Source organism: Blastocatellia bacterium (assembly GCA_035573895.1).
In the GTDB taxonomy this organism is placed as follows: domain Bacteria; phylum Acidobacteriota; class Blastocatellia; order HR10; family HR10; genus DATLZR01.
In genome coordinates, this window is sequence record DATLZR010000112.1 from 1 (window position 1) to 14,069 (window position 14,069).

A 14,069-nucleotide genomic window follows, 5' to 3' on the forward strand; every position below is an offset into this window, starting at 1 on the left:
CCGCCTCGGGCATAAGTCGCTTGAGCGTCGCTGCTCCCTGAACGTCAATGCTCAGGATGAGGTCGTGGCCGGACGTCAGCTCTTGCTCCATTTGTCGCCGCGAGCGGCCGTAGCGAAAGCCGTAGACCTCGGCCCACTCGATGAACTCTCCGGCCCGACGCATCCCATCAAATTCCTCCTCGCTGACGAAGAAGTAGTCGCGCCCCTCCACTTCGTTTTCCCGACGCGGGCGGGTCGTGTAGGAGACTGAATATTTCAATCGCGGGGTGGATTCCACGACCGCCGCCACGAGCGTCGTCTTTCCCGCGCCCGAGGGTCCCGACACGACGAACAGGAGTCCTCGCTCATTCGACATTTTGCGCCTGCTCGCGCAATTTCTCGATCTCCGCCTTCATCTGCAAAGCGGCGGAGCAGATCGTCAGTTCACCGGCTTTTGACAGGATCGTGTTGACCTCGCGATTCATCTCTTGGAGCAGGAAGTCCAGCTTCTTGCCCACCGCCTCTTCCGCCCGAAGAAGAGAACGATAGTGTTGGAGGTGGCTTCTCACCCGGACGATCTCTTCGCTGATGTCGGCGCGACTGGCCAGGAAGACGACCTCCTGGGCCAATCGCGTGGGATCGAGCGAGAGAGTTCCTTTCAGGGCATCGAGGCGATCGAGCAATTTCTGCCGGTAGTGCTCGGTGAGGGAGCGGGCATCAGCTTCGATCTCGTTCAGGCATCGCTCCAGGATGTCGAGCCGCTTGTGCATATCATGTTCGAGTTCGCGGCCTTCGGCCTGCCGCATCTCGATCATCGCCCGGAGAGCGCACTGGACGGTGGCTTCGACCCGCTCGGCCAGGGTCTCGGTCAGCGGTGTCGCCGCCGCGCTCGCCGGATGCAACACATCGGGGAAGGCCGCCAGCACATGGAGATCCACCTCTCCGGCGAGAGAAAAATCCTCCTTGATTTGCCGGAGCCAGGCGATGTACGCGGCGATCTTCTCTCGATTGATCCCGACCACCGCCGCTTGAGCCGGTCGCTCGTATTCGACGCTCACCGTGATGCGTCCGCGCTGACAGAGAGCCTGCACCTTCCGCCGAATGCGCGGTTCGAGCGCCTGCCATCCTTCGGGCAGGCGCAGTTGCAGCTCCAGAAAGCGGTGGTTGACGCTCGATGCCACCACCCGGAGCGAGCCTTCCTCTCCTTCATAGGTCGCACTTCCGTAACCGGTCATGCTCGTGAGCATGGATCACCTCGGATGAGACCGCTCAAGGGGCACCGATTCGTCATCGGCGAATTGAAGCTCGTAGAGGCGACGATAGAGCCCTCCCCGCGCCAGCAATTCGTCATGCGTTCCCTGTTCGACGACGCGCCCTCCATCGAGAACGATCAAACGGTCGGCCCGACGCACCGTCGAGAGCCGATGGGCAATGACGATGACGGTTCGTCCCCGCATGAGATTGGCCAGGGCGCGTTGCACATACAGCTCCGATTCGGCATCGAGGGCTGAGGTCGCCTCATCGAGGATGAGGATGGGAGCGTTTTTCAATATCGCCCGGGCGATGGCGATGCGCTGGCGCTGGCCGCCGGACAGACGCACGCCGCGCTCGCCGATGACCGTCTCGTAGCCCGCGGGCAGATCGCAAATGAAATCATGAGCGAGCGCCGCCCGCGCCGCTTGCTCGATCTCGGCGTCGCTGGCATCGCTCCGCCCGTAGGCGATGTTGTTTCGCACCGTGTCGTGGAACAGGATCACATCCTGCGTCACCAGAGCCATCAGGCGCCGGAGCGATTCGAGTCGAATCCGCCGAATATCCACCCCATCGAGGTAAATCGCGCCCGATGTCACATCGTAAAATCGGGGCAGGAGTTTAATCAGCGTCGTCTTCCCCACGCCGCTCGATCCTACGATGGCGACCATTTCGCCCGCTCGCACGGTGAAGCTCACGTCCTTGAGCACGGGCTCGTCGCCGTCGTGGTAGGTGAAGGAGACGTGGCGAAACTCGATCCGGTCGCGGAACGTATCGAGCGTGATGGCATCGGCTCGATCCGGGATCTCCGTGTGATGATCGAGCAGGCGAAAGACGCGACCGGCAGCGGCCAGAGCGTGCTGCATCGAGTTGTGAAGCCGACTCAGCTTGCGCACGGGATCGTAGAGGCTGAAGAGGAAGAAGAGGAAGCCGAAGAATTCGCCCGGCGTCATTTCCCGGCGGGCGATGATGTGCTGCGCATAGAGGATGAATCCCGCCGCCGCGACCACGCCGAGCAATTCCAGAATCGGCGGGGAGAGAGCCGCATAGCGCGCCGCTTTCAACGCCGATCGCATGAGGCGACGCGCCGCCGCTCGAAATCGCTCCGATTCCACCCGCTCAGCGTGAAATGCCTTCACGACGGTGTGGCCGGAGATCGTCTCCTGAGCGACGTGGAGAATCTCCTGGTACCCTTCTTGCACGCGCGCTCCCGTGCGCCGGAGTCGCTGCCCGAAGTAGATCGTGGCCTGGTAGACGAGCGGCCCCAGAAGCAGCGCGAACGACGCCAGCTTCCAGTTCAGCTTGAACACTGCCACGAGAAAAACAACCAGCGTGAACGATTCCCGCAGCGCATCGGCGAGGGTGCGCGAGACCGCCAGCTCGATCTTCTCGACATCGCTCACCAGATGAGAGGTCAGCGCATTCGTGTGATAGGTCGAGAAGAAGGGGGCCGACTGCCGCAGAATATGGTCGTAGAGCGAACAGCGCAAATCGAACACGGCGCGCTGGCCGATCTGTGCCATCAGGACCTGAGAGAAATAATCGGCCACGCCCTTGATCAGGGTGAAGAAGATCAACAGGAAGGCAATCAGGATCCAGGTTCGCTGGCTCCCGAGCGGAAGATAGCGATGAAAGTCAATGAGGTTGCGCGCGACCGGAGGCGTCGCAGCCATGCCGCTGGCCGCCAGAAGCCCATCCGAAATGGGCACGAGCAGAGCCCGAATCGCTCCCTCCAGCACGGCCACGACGTTCATTAACACGAGGGCCAGCAGCAATAGCCCCGCCGACGGGCGCAAATACCGCAGCACTCGAACGAATTCGGTCATCGTCCGCCTGTCCGTTCACGCCGCCGGGAGCGCGGCGACGAGAGCCTCCATCTCATCCCGCGTGTTGTACAGGTGGGGAGCAACGCGCACGCGCCCGCAGCGAGCGGAAACGATGATGCCTTCCTTCTCCACTCGCCGAACGATCTCTTCGGCGGGTCGCTCGGGATGAGCGAGGCAGATGATGGCGGAGGCTTCTCCCGCCCGCCGCGAACTGACCACCCGGTAGCCCTTGGCCTGAGCCGCTTCGCAAAGGAACGTCCCCAGATCCAGGACGTGACGGTCTATCGCCTCGATCCCCACCGTGAGCAGCAGATCGAGCGAGGCACTCAACCCCGCCAGACCAATGGCATTGAGCGTACCGCACTCGAAGCGTCGGGCGCTGTCATGATAGTCGAGACGGTAGGAAAGCGTCTCGCTGCTCAGGACGCGATCCCAGTCCTTGACCGACATCCAGCCGACGACCGTCGGACGAACCTTCTCCCAGGCGCGCTCAGCCAGAAAAAGAACGGCTGCTCCCTCCGGCCCGAGCAACCATTTATGACCATCGGCGGCGAAAGCGTCAACCTGGTAGCGCCGGACATCGAACGGATGGACGCCGAGACCTTGAATGGCATCAACGAAAAAGAAGATGCCGCGCCGCCGACAGAAGTCACCGATGCGTTCCAGGTCCATGCGGAAGCCGCTGGCAAACTGGACGAAGCTCACGGCGATCAGGCGCGTTCGGTCGTCTACGAGTGCCAGCAGCTCGTCGGTCTCTATCCGACCGTCTCGCTCGGGAGCCATCCGAACCTGGACGCCGTATCGCTCCAGTTGCATCCAGGGATAGATATTGGAGGGGAACTCGCAGGCGCAGGTCACGACGTTATCGCCCGGTTGCCAGCTCAATCCGTTGGCGATGGTGGAAATACCTTCGGACGTATTGCGGAGGAAGGCGATCTCCTCGGGACGGGCAGACACAAGCTGCGCCACTTTCGCCCGTGTTCGTTCCACTTCGGCCATCCAGGCGCTCCATCGAACCGATCCGGTTCGGGCGACCTCTTCGATGAGCCGGTGCATGGCCTCGGCCGAGGGCTGCGGCAGAGGGGCTACGGCCGCGTGATTGAGATAGATGTAACGGCGGGTGATGGGAAAGAGCTGGCGAATTGCTTCGTTCATAACCCTATCGTCAACTGAAAGACGGGCCGAATCTCCCCGACGACCAGCCCCCGATGGTTCGTCAACGGAACCTGGCGGCAGGGGGCGAGAGCCTCACGCAGAGGCGGCGTGAGCAAGCCCAGTTGATCGAGCACCTCGACCAGAGTTGCATCCCGCGCCCGCCGATCATCGCCGTCTTCGACCTTCACGGCGATGCCCAAACCGTGGGGGTATCGCACCGAGGGAAAAACGCCTACCGTGAAGACGCCTTCGGCGCCGACTTTGGCCACCCATCGCTGGGGCGCACGTTGCATCAACTGCGTATCCAGACGGTGACTTGTTCCCCCAACCATCTCGGGATGTTCGGTCATGGCCTGGACGATCTCGCGGGCCGCTTCGGCCTGAGCGCCATCGAGCGGCACGATGTCGGGATTGACCAATCGGGCATACATGAGCGCCATGCGCTCGATCGGAAGAGCAAACGTCGGCGCGCTGCATCCGTCCACGCCAATGGCAATCTCTTCGGGGGCCATCCCGGCAAAGCGCGCGATGGTAGCGAGAATCTCTTGCTGTACCGGATGAGTCGGATCCAGATAGGTCGTCACATCCTGCTGTCGAAAGCGAGCCAGTGCCAGCATGCCCGCGTGCTTGCCCGAACAATTATGGTGCAACACGGTCAGTCCCGCATCGCCCACGCGTTTGGCCGTCTCCTTATCAAGCGGCGGATGGAGGCCACAGCCGAGCGCGTCTGCCGTCAGACCGATCTTCTGCAAGATGCCCGCGACCACCTCGGTGTGAATCGGTTCCCCGCTGTGAGAGCCGCAGATAACGGCCAGCTCTCGACGCTCAAGGTGAAAATGACGAGCCGCCCCGCTGGCCACCAGGGGAATGGCTTGAAAGGGCTTGGCCGCCGACCGCAAATAGGTCACCCTCGTGGTGTCCCCAAAGGAGACGAGCCGATGCCCGGCAGGATCCACCGCAGCGATCATCGCGCGATGTCGTGACTCCACAACCGATCCCCGAACAACCTCGATCACCACCGGCGTCTCAATCATCGGCAGGAAAACTATCAAACGCGCCGGAGAACCGCAAGAAATCGCCTCCGCGATTGACCGGGCAAAGAAGGAGATCATTCGCCTCCAGGCAGTGCCGTGCACGCCTTGACGCCCCGGGGAAAGGGGAGATAAAGTGCCCCTCATGATTCTGGACAATCGCGCCGATGCCGCCGCGCGCCTCATCCTCGCCCTCGATCTTCCCACGCGGGCGCGGGCTCTTGAATTCATTCATGAGACCGAGGGCCTCGTGGGATCCTACAAAATCGGCAGCCAGCTCTTCACGGCAGAAGGGCCGACGTTGGTGCGAGACATCGTCGCGCGGGGGCAGAGCGTCTTCCTCGATCTGAAATTTCACGACATTCCCAACACGGTGGCCGGCGCCGCCGTCGAAGCGGCTCGCCTGGGTGTGCGCATGCTCACCATTCATGCCCTCGGCGGCGAGACGATGATGCGCCGGGCAGTGGAAGCGGTTCACGATCTTTGCGATGGCGAAGGACTCACGCCCCCTCGTCTGATCGCCGTCACGCTTCTGACGAGCCTCGGCCGCGAGGACCTGAAGAAAATTCACCTGAGCGGCACGCCGGAGGAGATTGTCGCGGACCTGGCCGAGCTGGCCTACTCCTGTGGGATGGATGGCGTCGTGGCCTCAGCACACGAATGCCCGGCGATCCGCGCCCGCGTCACCGATCCTCGATTCGTTCTCATCGTGCCGGGGATTCGCCCCGCCGACAGCAGCCCGCACGATCAACAGCGAATCGTCACACCGGGGCACGCCCTGCGCCTCGGAGCGGATTATCTCGTCGTCGGTCGCCCCATCCTGGAGAGTCCCACTCCGCGCCAGGCTGCTGAGAGAATCCTCGCGGAAATCGCCGCCTATTGTGACCGACATCTTGATACAGCCGAGAGTGATCTCCAGGGGAACTAGCTGAAGTTTTCCAGGCGCCGGCGTCCCTTTTTCTCCGCCCCCAACGTGCTGCGCTCCTTTCGCTTCGATACGTGCAGGTGATCCCGCCGATCCCGCTGTCTCCGCTCGCATCCCGCTCAAAAGCTCACGTTCCCCGTCGCGCGGGCGATGAGGGAACGAGCGACGCCAGCACACGCTGAATGAATCCATCGAGGGCATTACGCTCGATCCAGCGAACCACGACGACCAAATCGTTCTCCGGGTCCACGTAAATCATATTCGTTCCGTTGCCCAGATGAGCAAACGCCGAGGCCGGAGCACTCGGCAAGAGCTGCCGGTTTGTGTTGAGGAACCAGTTCATGAAGCCGTAAGTCGGTTGCGCCGGCGTGGGCGTGAGCGCGAGCGTCACCCATTGATCGGAGAGGATCTGTTTTTCCTTCCAGCGGCCCCGGCGGAGGGTAAGATAGCCGAATCGTGCCATATCGCGCGCGCTGATCAGCATCCCGCCTCCCCAGTGACCTCCGCCGCTGACCGATTGCACGACGGCACCATCCATAATCACCCAGGAATTGTCGTATCCGTACCAGCGCCAGGTGGGGGATGCGCCAATCGGATCCATGACGTATTCCTTGAGCACCTGCGGCAACGGGCGCCGCCAGATATTGAGGGCTGCCAGCGCCAGCACGTTCACCCGGACATCGTTGTATTCGTAGACGGTGCCCGGTTCATGGCGCGGGCGCGTGAGCCACTGCTCGGGATTGCTGCTTGGCCGATCCGCCCAATCGGGTTTTCCCCACAGCGTCCCTTCCCAGTCGCTCGTTTGACGCAGCAGATGATCCCAGGTGATCTTTCGATTATGCGGCGTATCAAAGAGGCGGAGGACGTGGGGCTGACCCAGCCGCTCGGCGCGATCTTTTCGCCCTTCGGGATCAAAAACGACAATGGGAGCCATCGCATCGGCCACACGGTCGTGCAGGTTGCGGATCAATCCTCGGTCATAGGCCAGACCGACAACCGTCGAGAGGAAACTCTTGGTGACACTGAAGGCCATGTCAACGCGATCCGGCTCGCCCCACTCGGCGACAATGTAGCCGTGACGGAGAATGATCCCGGTCGGTTCGCCGCGCTCGGCAAACGGCCCGATTCCCTCGCCAAACGGCTCACGACCGAAGGTCTGGTAATGGGCCAGTTCCAGATTGCGCGGCGCTTTGGTTTCCTGGGCGCGGGCAAAGGCGATGGCTTCCCGGAGACGATCAGCATCCATCCCCACCTGTTCAGGCGTGCGCCGCTCCCATTGGTCTCCCGGTCCGGGGTAATAGACCTCCGTTGGTGCCGGCCTGGACGCCTGACGATGACCCCGAGCGAAGATTCCAACGACTAGGAGCAGGGCGAGAAGAACCACACCCGCTACCTGACCGCTCAGAAAAACCCTCATCCTACCTGGCGTTGAGCCTCGCTGCGTGCCAGAGCCGTTACGTGAATCGTACACATTCAACTTCTCCGCCGAGAAAGTCTCAATCTTTTCCATCATCGTCTCCTCCGAAAATGTCCCGGAAACGGCGCATCTCATCTGCCAAAACCCAACGCTTGAAGCGCGCGCTCCGGGGAGGTGTTTCTGTCTCGAAAATCATCTCCCAACAGACTGAAAGGTTCCAGCGGATAAACCATCAGCTGGCCCTTTTTATCCGTTAGCGAACCTATTTTTCATCCTTTGTGGCGTGCGTGAGCACACGGGCGATTCTCGTGAAAATCACTGCAAGTGCACGCCTCCGGCGGGCCCGTTGAGCTAGCTCCACACAGATCTCTCAGTTCCCTCGTTCGTGGCGAACGTCCAGTTCGTGAGTGATTCCCGCGACGCTGCCGCGTCATGAACAACTCCTCCGAAAAGAGCCTGCAAGACACGCCACCGATCGGGGATGCGCCGCCCGCTGAAGCCTTTCATCCGTTGGCGAAGCCCGGTCTTCATAACTTCAGCACCGCAGCCCTCGCTTCATCAGCGGGTCCTTCATAAACCCACAAAAAAAGCCCACATCGCCCGAGAGGGCCAAATTTTTCACCGTCTCTCGGCGTTGCGCAAGTGTGATAGTCTCACAGGGGTGCACGCGGAGGGTGTAGAGTTGAACGTCGAAGTCCAGCGGAGTCCGGGTTGTGGGGAGCCTTTACCGGGGCTCGCATTTTTTCGTCTCTCCAACGGCATCGTATGTTGAGGAACCGATGGAACCAGCGTCGCAAGAGAGCCTGGAGTGGGCGGCAACGGGGAAAGGTGTTTTTACTCAGTCCCGCCGTGGTGTCACAAGAGAACCTGGGCTGGAGCGCAACCCGCACGCTGGCATTCGTGGCCGATGCCGAGGACATGTCGCAGGACTCTTACGTCGTCCACGTCACCGTCGCAAGAGGAACCTGAGGGAGGGCGTAACGTCAGGTCAGTTGACGAACAAATCCGGAACCCGCGACGGCGGTGGCAGAGGGATCCGAGAAATCTGTCGCTTCCACCGGGAAGCTCGCGTTGGATGGCGCGACTGTTTCCCGGAATTTTGCTCTCCTTCATCCGGGTCTCGATTCTTGCCCCTGCTAGTGCGGGCCGAGGAGGCGAGATGTTATACCAATGGCGGACTGGTGGAGGGGCGGATTTCGGATCTACAGGTTCCGATCTCGGAACCCGTTTATAGGCAATTCATGAGGGTTTTTGCAAAGGCAAGTAGGCTCGCGCTCTGGGCGAGGGTCTGTCACTCCTTCGAGAGGTTGACTGGCTGCCTCACTCCCCTCGGCCGACCCCACAATAAAGTCCCCCACCCACGGATGCTGATCACGAGGATTCTTCCCGTCTTCACCGCTCGTTCCGAGCGTCGGGGGAATTCTTCGAGGGATAACTGCCAAGCGTCCCGGGCCTTAAGCGGGTCAAGGGGATTCACCCTCGGGGAGCGCGACGGCGGAAATCAATGAAACCCTCGGATAGATCGGATCCGACTTTCCACTCCACTTTCTTGGAGATGGCGGCGTCTTGGGCGTCGCTTCCGGTCCAGCTCTCGCCGATGACGATGGGCAGAACGTGAAGGCCCGCCCGGCGTAACGTGGCCGCTCGTTGAGCTGCCCGGTGAACATCATATCCGTTGACCTGAAGCGAGACCTCCACGACGGCCACACAGTCTCCCTTCCACCACAGGAGATCTGCCAGGAAGGGATCAGCATCTTTGTCGTCGGGAACCTCGCTGAGAATGGAGGCCAACTGCTCAGCCAGTCGCTGGCGCACCATGAACTCTTCGGTGGATCCCCCCTCGCCTCCCTGAAAGAGAATGGGGGCGCGACGGATAATCTCCCGTTCATAGTCCCGTCCCCTCTGCCGTCCAATCTCACCCTGCTGCCACTGGACGAGTTTCTGCAATTGTTCTTCCGTTCGCTGCTGAGCTTTAACCAACTCCCGAATTTGTTCCTCCATCTGCCGCTGGGCTTCGATCAACTGTCCGATCTGTTCCTCGTGGCGCTGAAGGATTTCAAAAATTCGCTGCTGGGTTGCAATGATCTCCCCGATCTGCTCTTCGTGACGCTGAAGGATCGCCTCGGTCCGCTGCTGCGCCTCGGCAAGCGTTCGGACGATTCCCACCAACTCTTTCAGTATCGTCAGCGATTCGGCAACCAGCTCTGTGAGCGAGTCAAACTTCTGGGGAAGTGTGAGCAGATCATCGGTTAGAATCTGACGACGCACCTCTTCGCGGAATGCCGAATCCGTCCGCAGTAATTCCAGAAACTCCTTTCTCACCATAGCCCGTTGCCTCGACAAAGATTATGCCATAGAGCCGCGAGGGACACCACTGGCCCTCTCTCCCACGCAAAAGGACTAAGGATGAGAATTGTGCCGAACGAGGGAAGATCGTGGGGGGGAGCGCCACCATCGTGTGGAAATCGTTGGTTAGGAGCGGCGCCTCCTCAAGACGAGGCGACGGTCATCTGCTCTTTCAACTTTTCCGCTTGATAGAACGTAATGAGAGCCTCGATGAGCTCATCGAGGTCACCGTCCATGATGCGATCCAGTTGGTGAAGGGTGAGGCCGATGCGATGATCGGTGACGCGATTCTCCTTGAAGTTGTAGGTGCGAATCTTTTCGCTACGGTCACCGCTTTTGACCTGCTGACGACGTTGAGTCGTCAGCTCCTCGTGCTGTTTCTGTCGTTCCAGTTCGAGCAATCGAGATCGGAGCACGCGCAGGGCCTTTTCCCGGTTCTTAATTTGCGACCGTTCATCCTGGCATGAAACGACCAGGCCCGTGGGCAGATGAGTGATGCGAACCGCCGAATACGTGGTGTTCACGGATTGGCCCCCATGGCCGGATGAGCAAAAGGTATCAATGCGGAGATCCTTGGGGTCAATCTTCACATCCACCTCTTCGGCTTCCGGGAGAACGGCCACCGTCGCCGCCGACGTGTGAATACGCCCGCTGGCTTCGGTCACCGGCACTCGTTGCACCCGATGGACGCCGGATTCGTATTTCAAGCGGGAGTATGCTCCCTGGCCCTCAATGAGCAGGACTGCCTCTTTGATCCCTCCGATGTCAGATTCGGAGACCGACAGCAGTTGTACGCGCCACCCCTGCCGTTCGGCGTATCGGGTATACATGCGAAGCAAGTCGGAGGCGAAGAGCGTCGCTTCCAATCCGCCGGTTCCGGCGCGAATTTCCAGAATGACATTTCGCTCGTCGTTGGGGTCTCGCGGCAGCAAGAGCAGCTTCAGCTCACTCTCACACTGTTCCACCTGCTGCTGGAGCGATCTCAATTCCTCGCGGGCCAGCTCTTTCATCTCGGGATCGCTTTCCTCTTCCAGTAATCGCTCGGTGGCGGCGATCTCTTTCTGGAGCGCCTGATAGCGGCGGTAGGTGGTGATCACCGGCTCCAGTTCCCGATGCTGCTTGATGAGTTTAAGGTATCGCCCGTGATCCAGAATGACTTCGGGAGAGGCAAGCTGGCGGCTCAGTTCGTCATATTTTGCTTCCAGTTCGTCGAGTTTCTCCAACATGACTGGCTCTTTCACACCTCCGAGGCCCGATCCCCCACCTGTTGTATCGAGCAAAGGTCGTGCTCAGATAGAGTCTGCCTGCACATTATGTGCTGGACGCTAGTTCCTTTTTTCCCACGATTCTCGGAAGCACCCATCGGCAACATCACAAGTGTCAGGAAAAAACCAAAAGCCACAGGAGTCTTCGGCGTCGGGTCGTGCGGCCGGCCTGTGGCCCGGAGGGGAGCGTTACCCTTTATCCGTCTTTTTGTTGCTTTCGCGATATTTCTTCTGGAATCGCTCCACTCGACCGGCGCTATCCACATATTTTTGTTTCCCGGTGAAGAAGGGATGGCAGGCCGAGCAGATTTCCAGGTGGATTTCTCGTTTGGTCGAGCGCGTGCGCCAGGTCTCACCACAGGCGCAGGTCACAATGGCTTCGACATATTCTGGATGAATGCCGCTCTTCACTGTGTCCTCCTTATCGGTATCCGTCAAAGGCCAAAGATAGCGGTCAGCATCGTCCTCTGTCAAGCGAGTGGCTGATCGGCATCGGCGAAGCCTGCCTTCCCGGGGTCGCCTCGGGCATGCGTGCTGTACGTCGGTTTGCCCTGATTGTCGCTTTCTCTCGGTCCATGGTCGGTGATTGACACTCCTGGGGGGTTCGTCTATAGTTTCCCGCTTGTTACATGGGGTGGAGCGAGCGATGGGAGAAACGATGAAATATGTTCCAATCCTGGTGATGTTCGTGCTGGCCACGGGGATTGCCCTGGGCATGGCGCTGGCGCCCCGGTTTCTGGCTGCGCGACGTCCCACGCGAGAGAAGCTCATCCCCTACGAGTGCGGGAAGGATCCCATCGGCTCGGCCCGCGAGCGGTTCTCGGTGAAGTTTTATCTGGTCGCCATGATCTTTATCTTGTTCGATATTGAGGCCGTCTTTCTCATCCCCTGGGGTGTCGTCTTCAGGGACGTGGCCGAGAGCGTCTCGCCAGTTTTTGTTTTCGCCGAGATGATGATTTTTCTCGCCCTCGTCCTGGTCGCGTATATTTACGCCTGGAAGAAGGGCGTGTTTGACTGGAATCGGTGACGTATGGTCAAAGAGTGGGAAAAACCCGGTACGCCGGAGGTCTTCACCGCCCGGTTCGAGGACCTGGTGAAATGGGCGAGAAAATCGTCCCTGTGGCCCATGCAGTTTGGCCTGGCCTGCTGCGCCATCGAGATGATGGCCATGATTGCTTCCCGCAATGACATCGCTCGCTTTGGTGCCGAAGTCTTTCGCGGCTCGCCGCGACAGTCGGATGTCATGATCGTTGCCGGTCGCGTCTCGCAGAAGATGGCGCCGGTAGTTCGCCGCCTCTACGAGCAGATGCCCGAGCCCAAATGGGTCATCGCCATGGGCGTCTGCGCCTCGGCCGGAGGGATGTTTGACAACTACGCCATCGTCCAGGGCGTTGACAAAGTCATTCCGGTGGACATCTATGTTCCCGGCTGTCCCCCCCGGCCCGAGATGCTCATCTACGGCATCATGAAGCTTCAGGAGAAGATCGAACGCGAGCGGATCCGCGCGCGCAAAGCTCTTGCGCAGGAAGAGGTCAGGGAAGACGATCTGGTCGGCGTCCGGTAATCAGGTCGCAGGGCGCGCGAGGTGATGAAGCTCCCTTCCTGTCGCGCCCCTGCCGGCATTGAGCCACCGGAGAATCGGTGGCGCGAGTACAGGGACATGGAAAACGAAGATCAGTTGAGAATTCTCCGCGAGCGGTTTGGCCCACAGATTGTCGAGATCAGCGAGCCGTGGGGCCAATTGACGATTGTTCTGACGCCGGAGGCCATCGTCCCCGTCGCTGAATTCCTCCGGGACGATCCTGCCCTGAGCTATACCCTGCTCACCGATCTGTGCGGAGTGGATCGCGGCCTGAGCGCCGATCCTCGGTTTGAGATCGTCTACCATCTCTACTCGATGTCTCACCATCGTCGTCTCCGGCTGAAGATTCGCGTGCGTGAAGGCGAACGCGCGCCCACGGTCACCGGGGTCTGGCCCAATGCCAATTGGTATGAACGGGAGGTGTACGATCTCTTCGGGGTGGAGTTTGAAGGGCATCCCGATCTGCGCCGGTTGCTGATGCCGGAGGACTGGGATGGGCACCCCTTGCGCAAGGATTATCCCTTGCGCGGCTATCGAGGATAGTCTATGGCGGAATCGGAAGTCCTGCTGGAGGTCAAGCGGAGTCCCCTCGACTCCCAGATGATGCTCAACATGGGTCCGCAGCACCCCTCAACACACGGCGTGCTGCGCCTGGTGCTCACGCTCGATGGAGAGCGCGTCGTGGATGCCCGTCCCGACATCGGCTATCTCCACACCGGAATGGAGAAGCTCGCCGAGTACAAAAAGTATCAGCACGTCATCACCATCACCGACCGCACCGATTACCTCAACGCCATGGGGAACAATCTCGGATACGTGCTGGCGGTCGAAGCGATGCTCGGCGTGGAGATTCCTCCACGGGCGCAGGTCATCCGGGTGATGATGACCGAGCTGCAACGCATCGCCAGCCATCTGGTCTGGATCGGAACGCACGGACTCGACCTCGGTGCCATGAGCCTCTTCTTCTATGCCTTTGCCGAGCGCGAGAAGATTCTCCAGTTGTTTGAAGCGGTTTCGGGCGGGCGACTCACGCCGAGTTATTTCCGCATCGGCGGTGTGATGGCCGATCTGCCGGACGGATTCACCACGCGCGTGCGGGAATTCTGTGAGGATTTCCCGCGGGCCATCGAGGAATTTGATCGCCTCCTCACCCGCAATCCGATCTTCCGCATGAGGACCGAAGGCGTCGGGCGGATCTCGGCCGAAGAGGCGATTCGCTGGGGCGTGACCGGGCCGAGCCTGCGGGCTTCGGGCGTGGCTTATGATCTGCGGCGGGTGCATCCCTACAGCGG

Annotated in this window: 14 protein-coding genes; 5 read left to right on the forward strand and 9 right to left on the reverse strand. The window is 60.5% G+C overall.

Translation table 11 applies throughout. The annotated features are described in order from the left end of the window. From VNM72_10675 to VNM72_10695, 5 genes are all read right to left on the reverse strand, one after another. Positions 1 to 355, reverse strand: a 355-nt coding sequence (locus tag VNM72_10675) for a guanylate kinase (GenBank protein HXF05863.1), incomplete at its 3' end; no start/stop codon positions are given. Next, the gene (locus VNM72_10680; GenBank protein HXF05864.1) at positions 345 to 1,226 is read right to left on the reverse strand and encodes a YicC/YloC family endoribonuclease; all 882 of its coding nucleotides are present in this window, start codon (positions 1,224 to 1,226) and stop codon (positions 345 to 347) included. The genes VNM72_10675 and VNM72_10680, both read right to left, overlap by 11 nt. A 3-nt stretch (positions 1,227 to 1,229) precedes the next feature. Continuing rightward, complete coding sequence (locus VNM72_10685; GenBank protein ID HXF05865.1) at positions 1,230 to 3,056, reverse strand: ABC transporter ATP-binding protein; 1,827 nt, start codon at positions 3,054 to 3,056, stop codon at positions 1,230 to 1,232. Between the two features lie 15 nt (positions 3,057 to 3,071). After that, on the reverse strand, positions 3,072 to 4,211 hold the full coding sequence (locus VNM72_10690; GenBank protein ID HXF05866.1) for an aminotransferase class V-fold PLP-dependent enzyme: 1,140 nt from the start codon (positions 4,209 to 4,211) through the stop codon (positions 3,072 to 3,074). Continuing rightward, positions 4,208 to 5,245 carry an asparaginase gene (locus tag VNM72_10695; protein HXF05867.1) on the reverse strand — a complete coding sequence of 346 codons (1,038 nt, stop codon included), beginning with the start codon at positions 5,243 to 5,245 and terminating at the stop codon, positions 4,208 to 4,210. The genes VNM72_10690 and VNM72_10695 overlap by 4 nt, the downstream gene beginning before the upstream one ends. A 142-nt stretch (positions 5,246 to 5,387) precedes the next feature. Here VNM72_10695 and pyrF point away from each other — a divergent pair, with 142 nt between their 5' ends. Then, on the forward strand, positions 5,388 to 6,170 hold the full coding sequence (gene pyrF / locus VNM72_10700; GenBank protein ID HXF05868.1) for an orotidine-5'-phosphate decarboxylase: 783 nt from the start codon (positions 5,388 to 5,390) through the stop codon (positions 6,168 to 6,170). Between the two features lie 124 nt (positions 6,171 to 6,294). On the opposite strand, the gene VNM72_10705 is transcribed toward pyrF, so the two are convergent. From VNM72_10705 to rpmE, 4 genes are all read right to left on the reverse strand, one after another. After that, the gene (locus tag VNM72_10705; protein HXF05869.1) at positions 6,295 to 7,680 is read right to left on the reverse strand and encodes a serine hydrolase; all 1,386 of its coding nucleotides are present in this window, start codon (positions 7,678 to 7,680) and stop codon (positions 6,295 to 6,297) included. Between the two features lie 1,377 nt (positions 7,681 to 9,057). Then, on the reverse strand, positions 9,058 to 9,909 hold the full coding sequence (locus tag VNM72_10710; GenBank protein ID HXF05870.1) for a hypothetical protein: 852 nt from the start codon (positions 9,907 to 9,909) through the stop codon (positions 9,058 to 9,060). A gap of 164 nt (positions 9,910 to 10,073) precedes the next feature. Then, positions 10,074 to 11,156 carry a peptide chain release factor 1 gene (gene prfA, locus VNM72_10715; GenBank protein HXF05871.1) on the reverse strand — a complete coding sequence of 361 codons (1,083 nt, stop codon included), beginning with the start codon at positions 11,154 to 11,156 and terminating at the stop codon, positions 10,074 to 10,076. Positions 11,157 to 11,384: 228 nt separating this feature from the next. Continuing rightward, positions 11,385 to 11,606, reverse strand: coding sequence for a 50S ribosomal protein L31 (gene rpmE, locus VNM72_10720; GenBank protein HXF05872.1), 222 nt, complete (start codon positions 11,604 to 11,606; stop codon positions 11,385 to 11,387). A gap of 247 nt (positions 11,607 to 11,853) precedes the next feature. Here rpmE and ndhC point away from each other — a divergent pair, with 247 nt between their 5' ends. The 4 genes from ndhC to VNM72_10740 all read left to right on the forward strand — a co-directional run. Continuing rightward, positions 11,854 to 12,222, forward strand: coding sequence for an NADH-quinone oxidoreductase subunit A (gene ndhC, locus VNM72_10725; GenBank protein ID HXF05873.1), 369 nt, complete (start codon positions 11,854 to 11,856; stop codon positions 12,220 to 12,222). Between the two features lie 3 nt (positions 12,223 to 12,225). Beyond that, positions 12,226 to 12,759: an NADH-quinone oxidoreductase subunit B family protein gene (locus VNM72_10730; GenBank protein HXF05874.1), complete on the forward strand. Its 534-nt coding sequence runs from the start codon at positions 12,226 to 12,228 to the stop codon at positions 12,757 to 12,759. Positions 12,760 to 12,855: 96 nt separating this feature from the next. Continuing rightward, on the forward strand, positions 12,856 to 13,320 hold the full coding sequence (locus tag VNM72_10735) for an NADH-quinone oxidoreductase subunit C (protein ID HXF05875.1): 465 nt from the start codon (positions 12,856 to 12,858) through the stop codon (positions 13,318 to 13,320). A gap of 3 nt (positions 13,321 to 13,323) precedes the next feature. Further along, on the forward strand, positions 13,324 to 14,069 hold a 746-nt coding region (locus VNM72_10740), incomplete at its 3' end, for an NADH-quinone oxidoreductase subunit D (GenBank protein ID HXF05876.1).

Coding starts and splice junctions, on each gene's coding strand:
- VNM72_10710 (HXF05870.1), bottom strand. CDS start 9,909: ATGGTGAGAAAGGAGTTTCTGGAATTACTGCGGACGGATTCGGCATTC.
- VNM72_10680 (HXF05864.1), bottom strand. CDS start 1,226: ATGCTCACGAGCATGACCGGTTACGGAAGTGCGACCTATGAAGGAGAG.
- VNM72_10685 (HXF05865.1), bottom strand. CDS start 3,056: ATGACCGAATTCGTTCGAGTGCTGCGGTATTTGCGCCCGTCGGCGGGG.
- prfA (HXF05871.1), bottom strand. CDS start 11,156: ATGTTGGAGAAACTCGACGAACTGGAAGCAAAATATGACGAACTGAGC.
- VNM72_10690 (HXF05866.1), bottom strand. CDS start 4,211: ATGAACGAAGCAATTCGCCAGCTCTTTCCCATCACCCGCCGTTACATC.
- ndhC (HXF05873.1), top strand. CDS start 11,854: ATGAAATATGTTCCAATCCTGGTGATGTTCGTGCTGGCCACGGGGATT.
- pyrF (HXF05868.1), top strand. CDS start 5,388: ATGATTCTGGACAATCGCGCCGATGCCGCCGCGCGCCTCATCCTCGCC.
- VNM72_10695 (HXF05867.1), bottom strand. CDS start 5,245: ATGATTGAGACGCCGGTGGTGATCGAGGTTGTTCGGGGATCGGTTGTG.
- VNM72_10730 (HXF05874.1), top strand. CDS start 12,226: ATGGTCAAAGAGTGGGAAAAACCCGGTACGCCGGAGGTCTTCACCGCC.
- VNM72_10705 (HXF05869.1), bottom strand. CDS start 7,680: ATGATGGAAAAGATTGAGACTTTCTCGGCGGAGAAGTTGAATGTGTAC.
- VNM72_10735 (HXF05875.1), top strand. CDS start 12,856: ATGGAAAACGAAGATCAGTTGAGAATTCTCCGCGAGCGGTTTGGCCCA.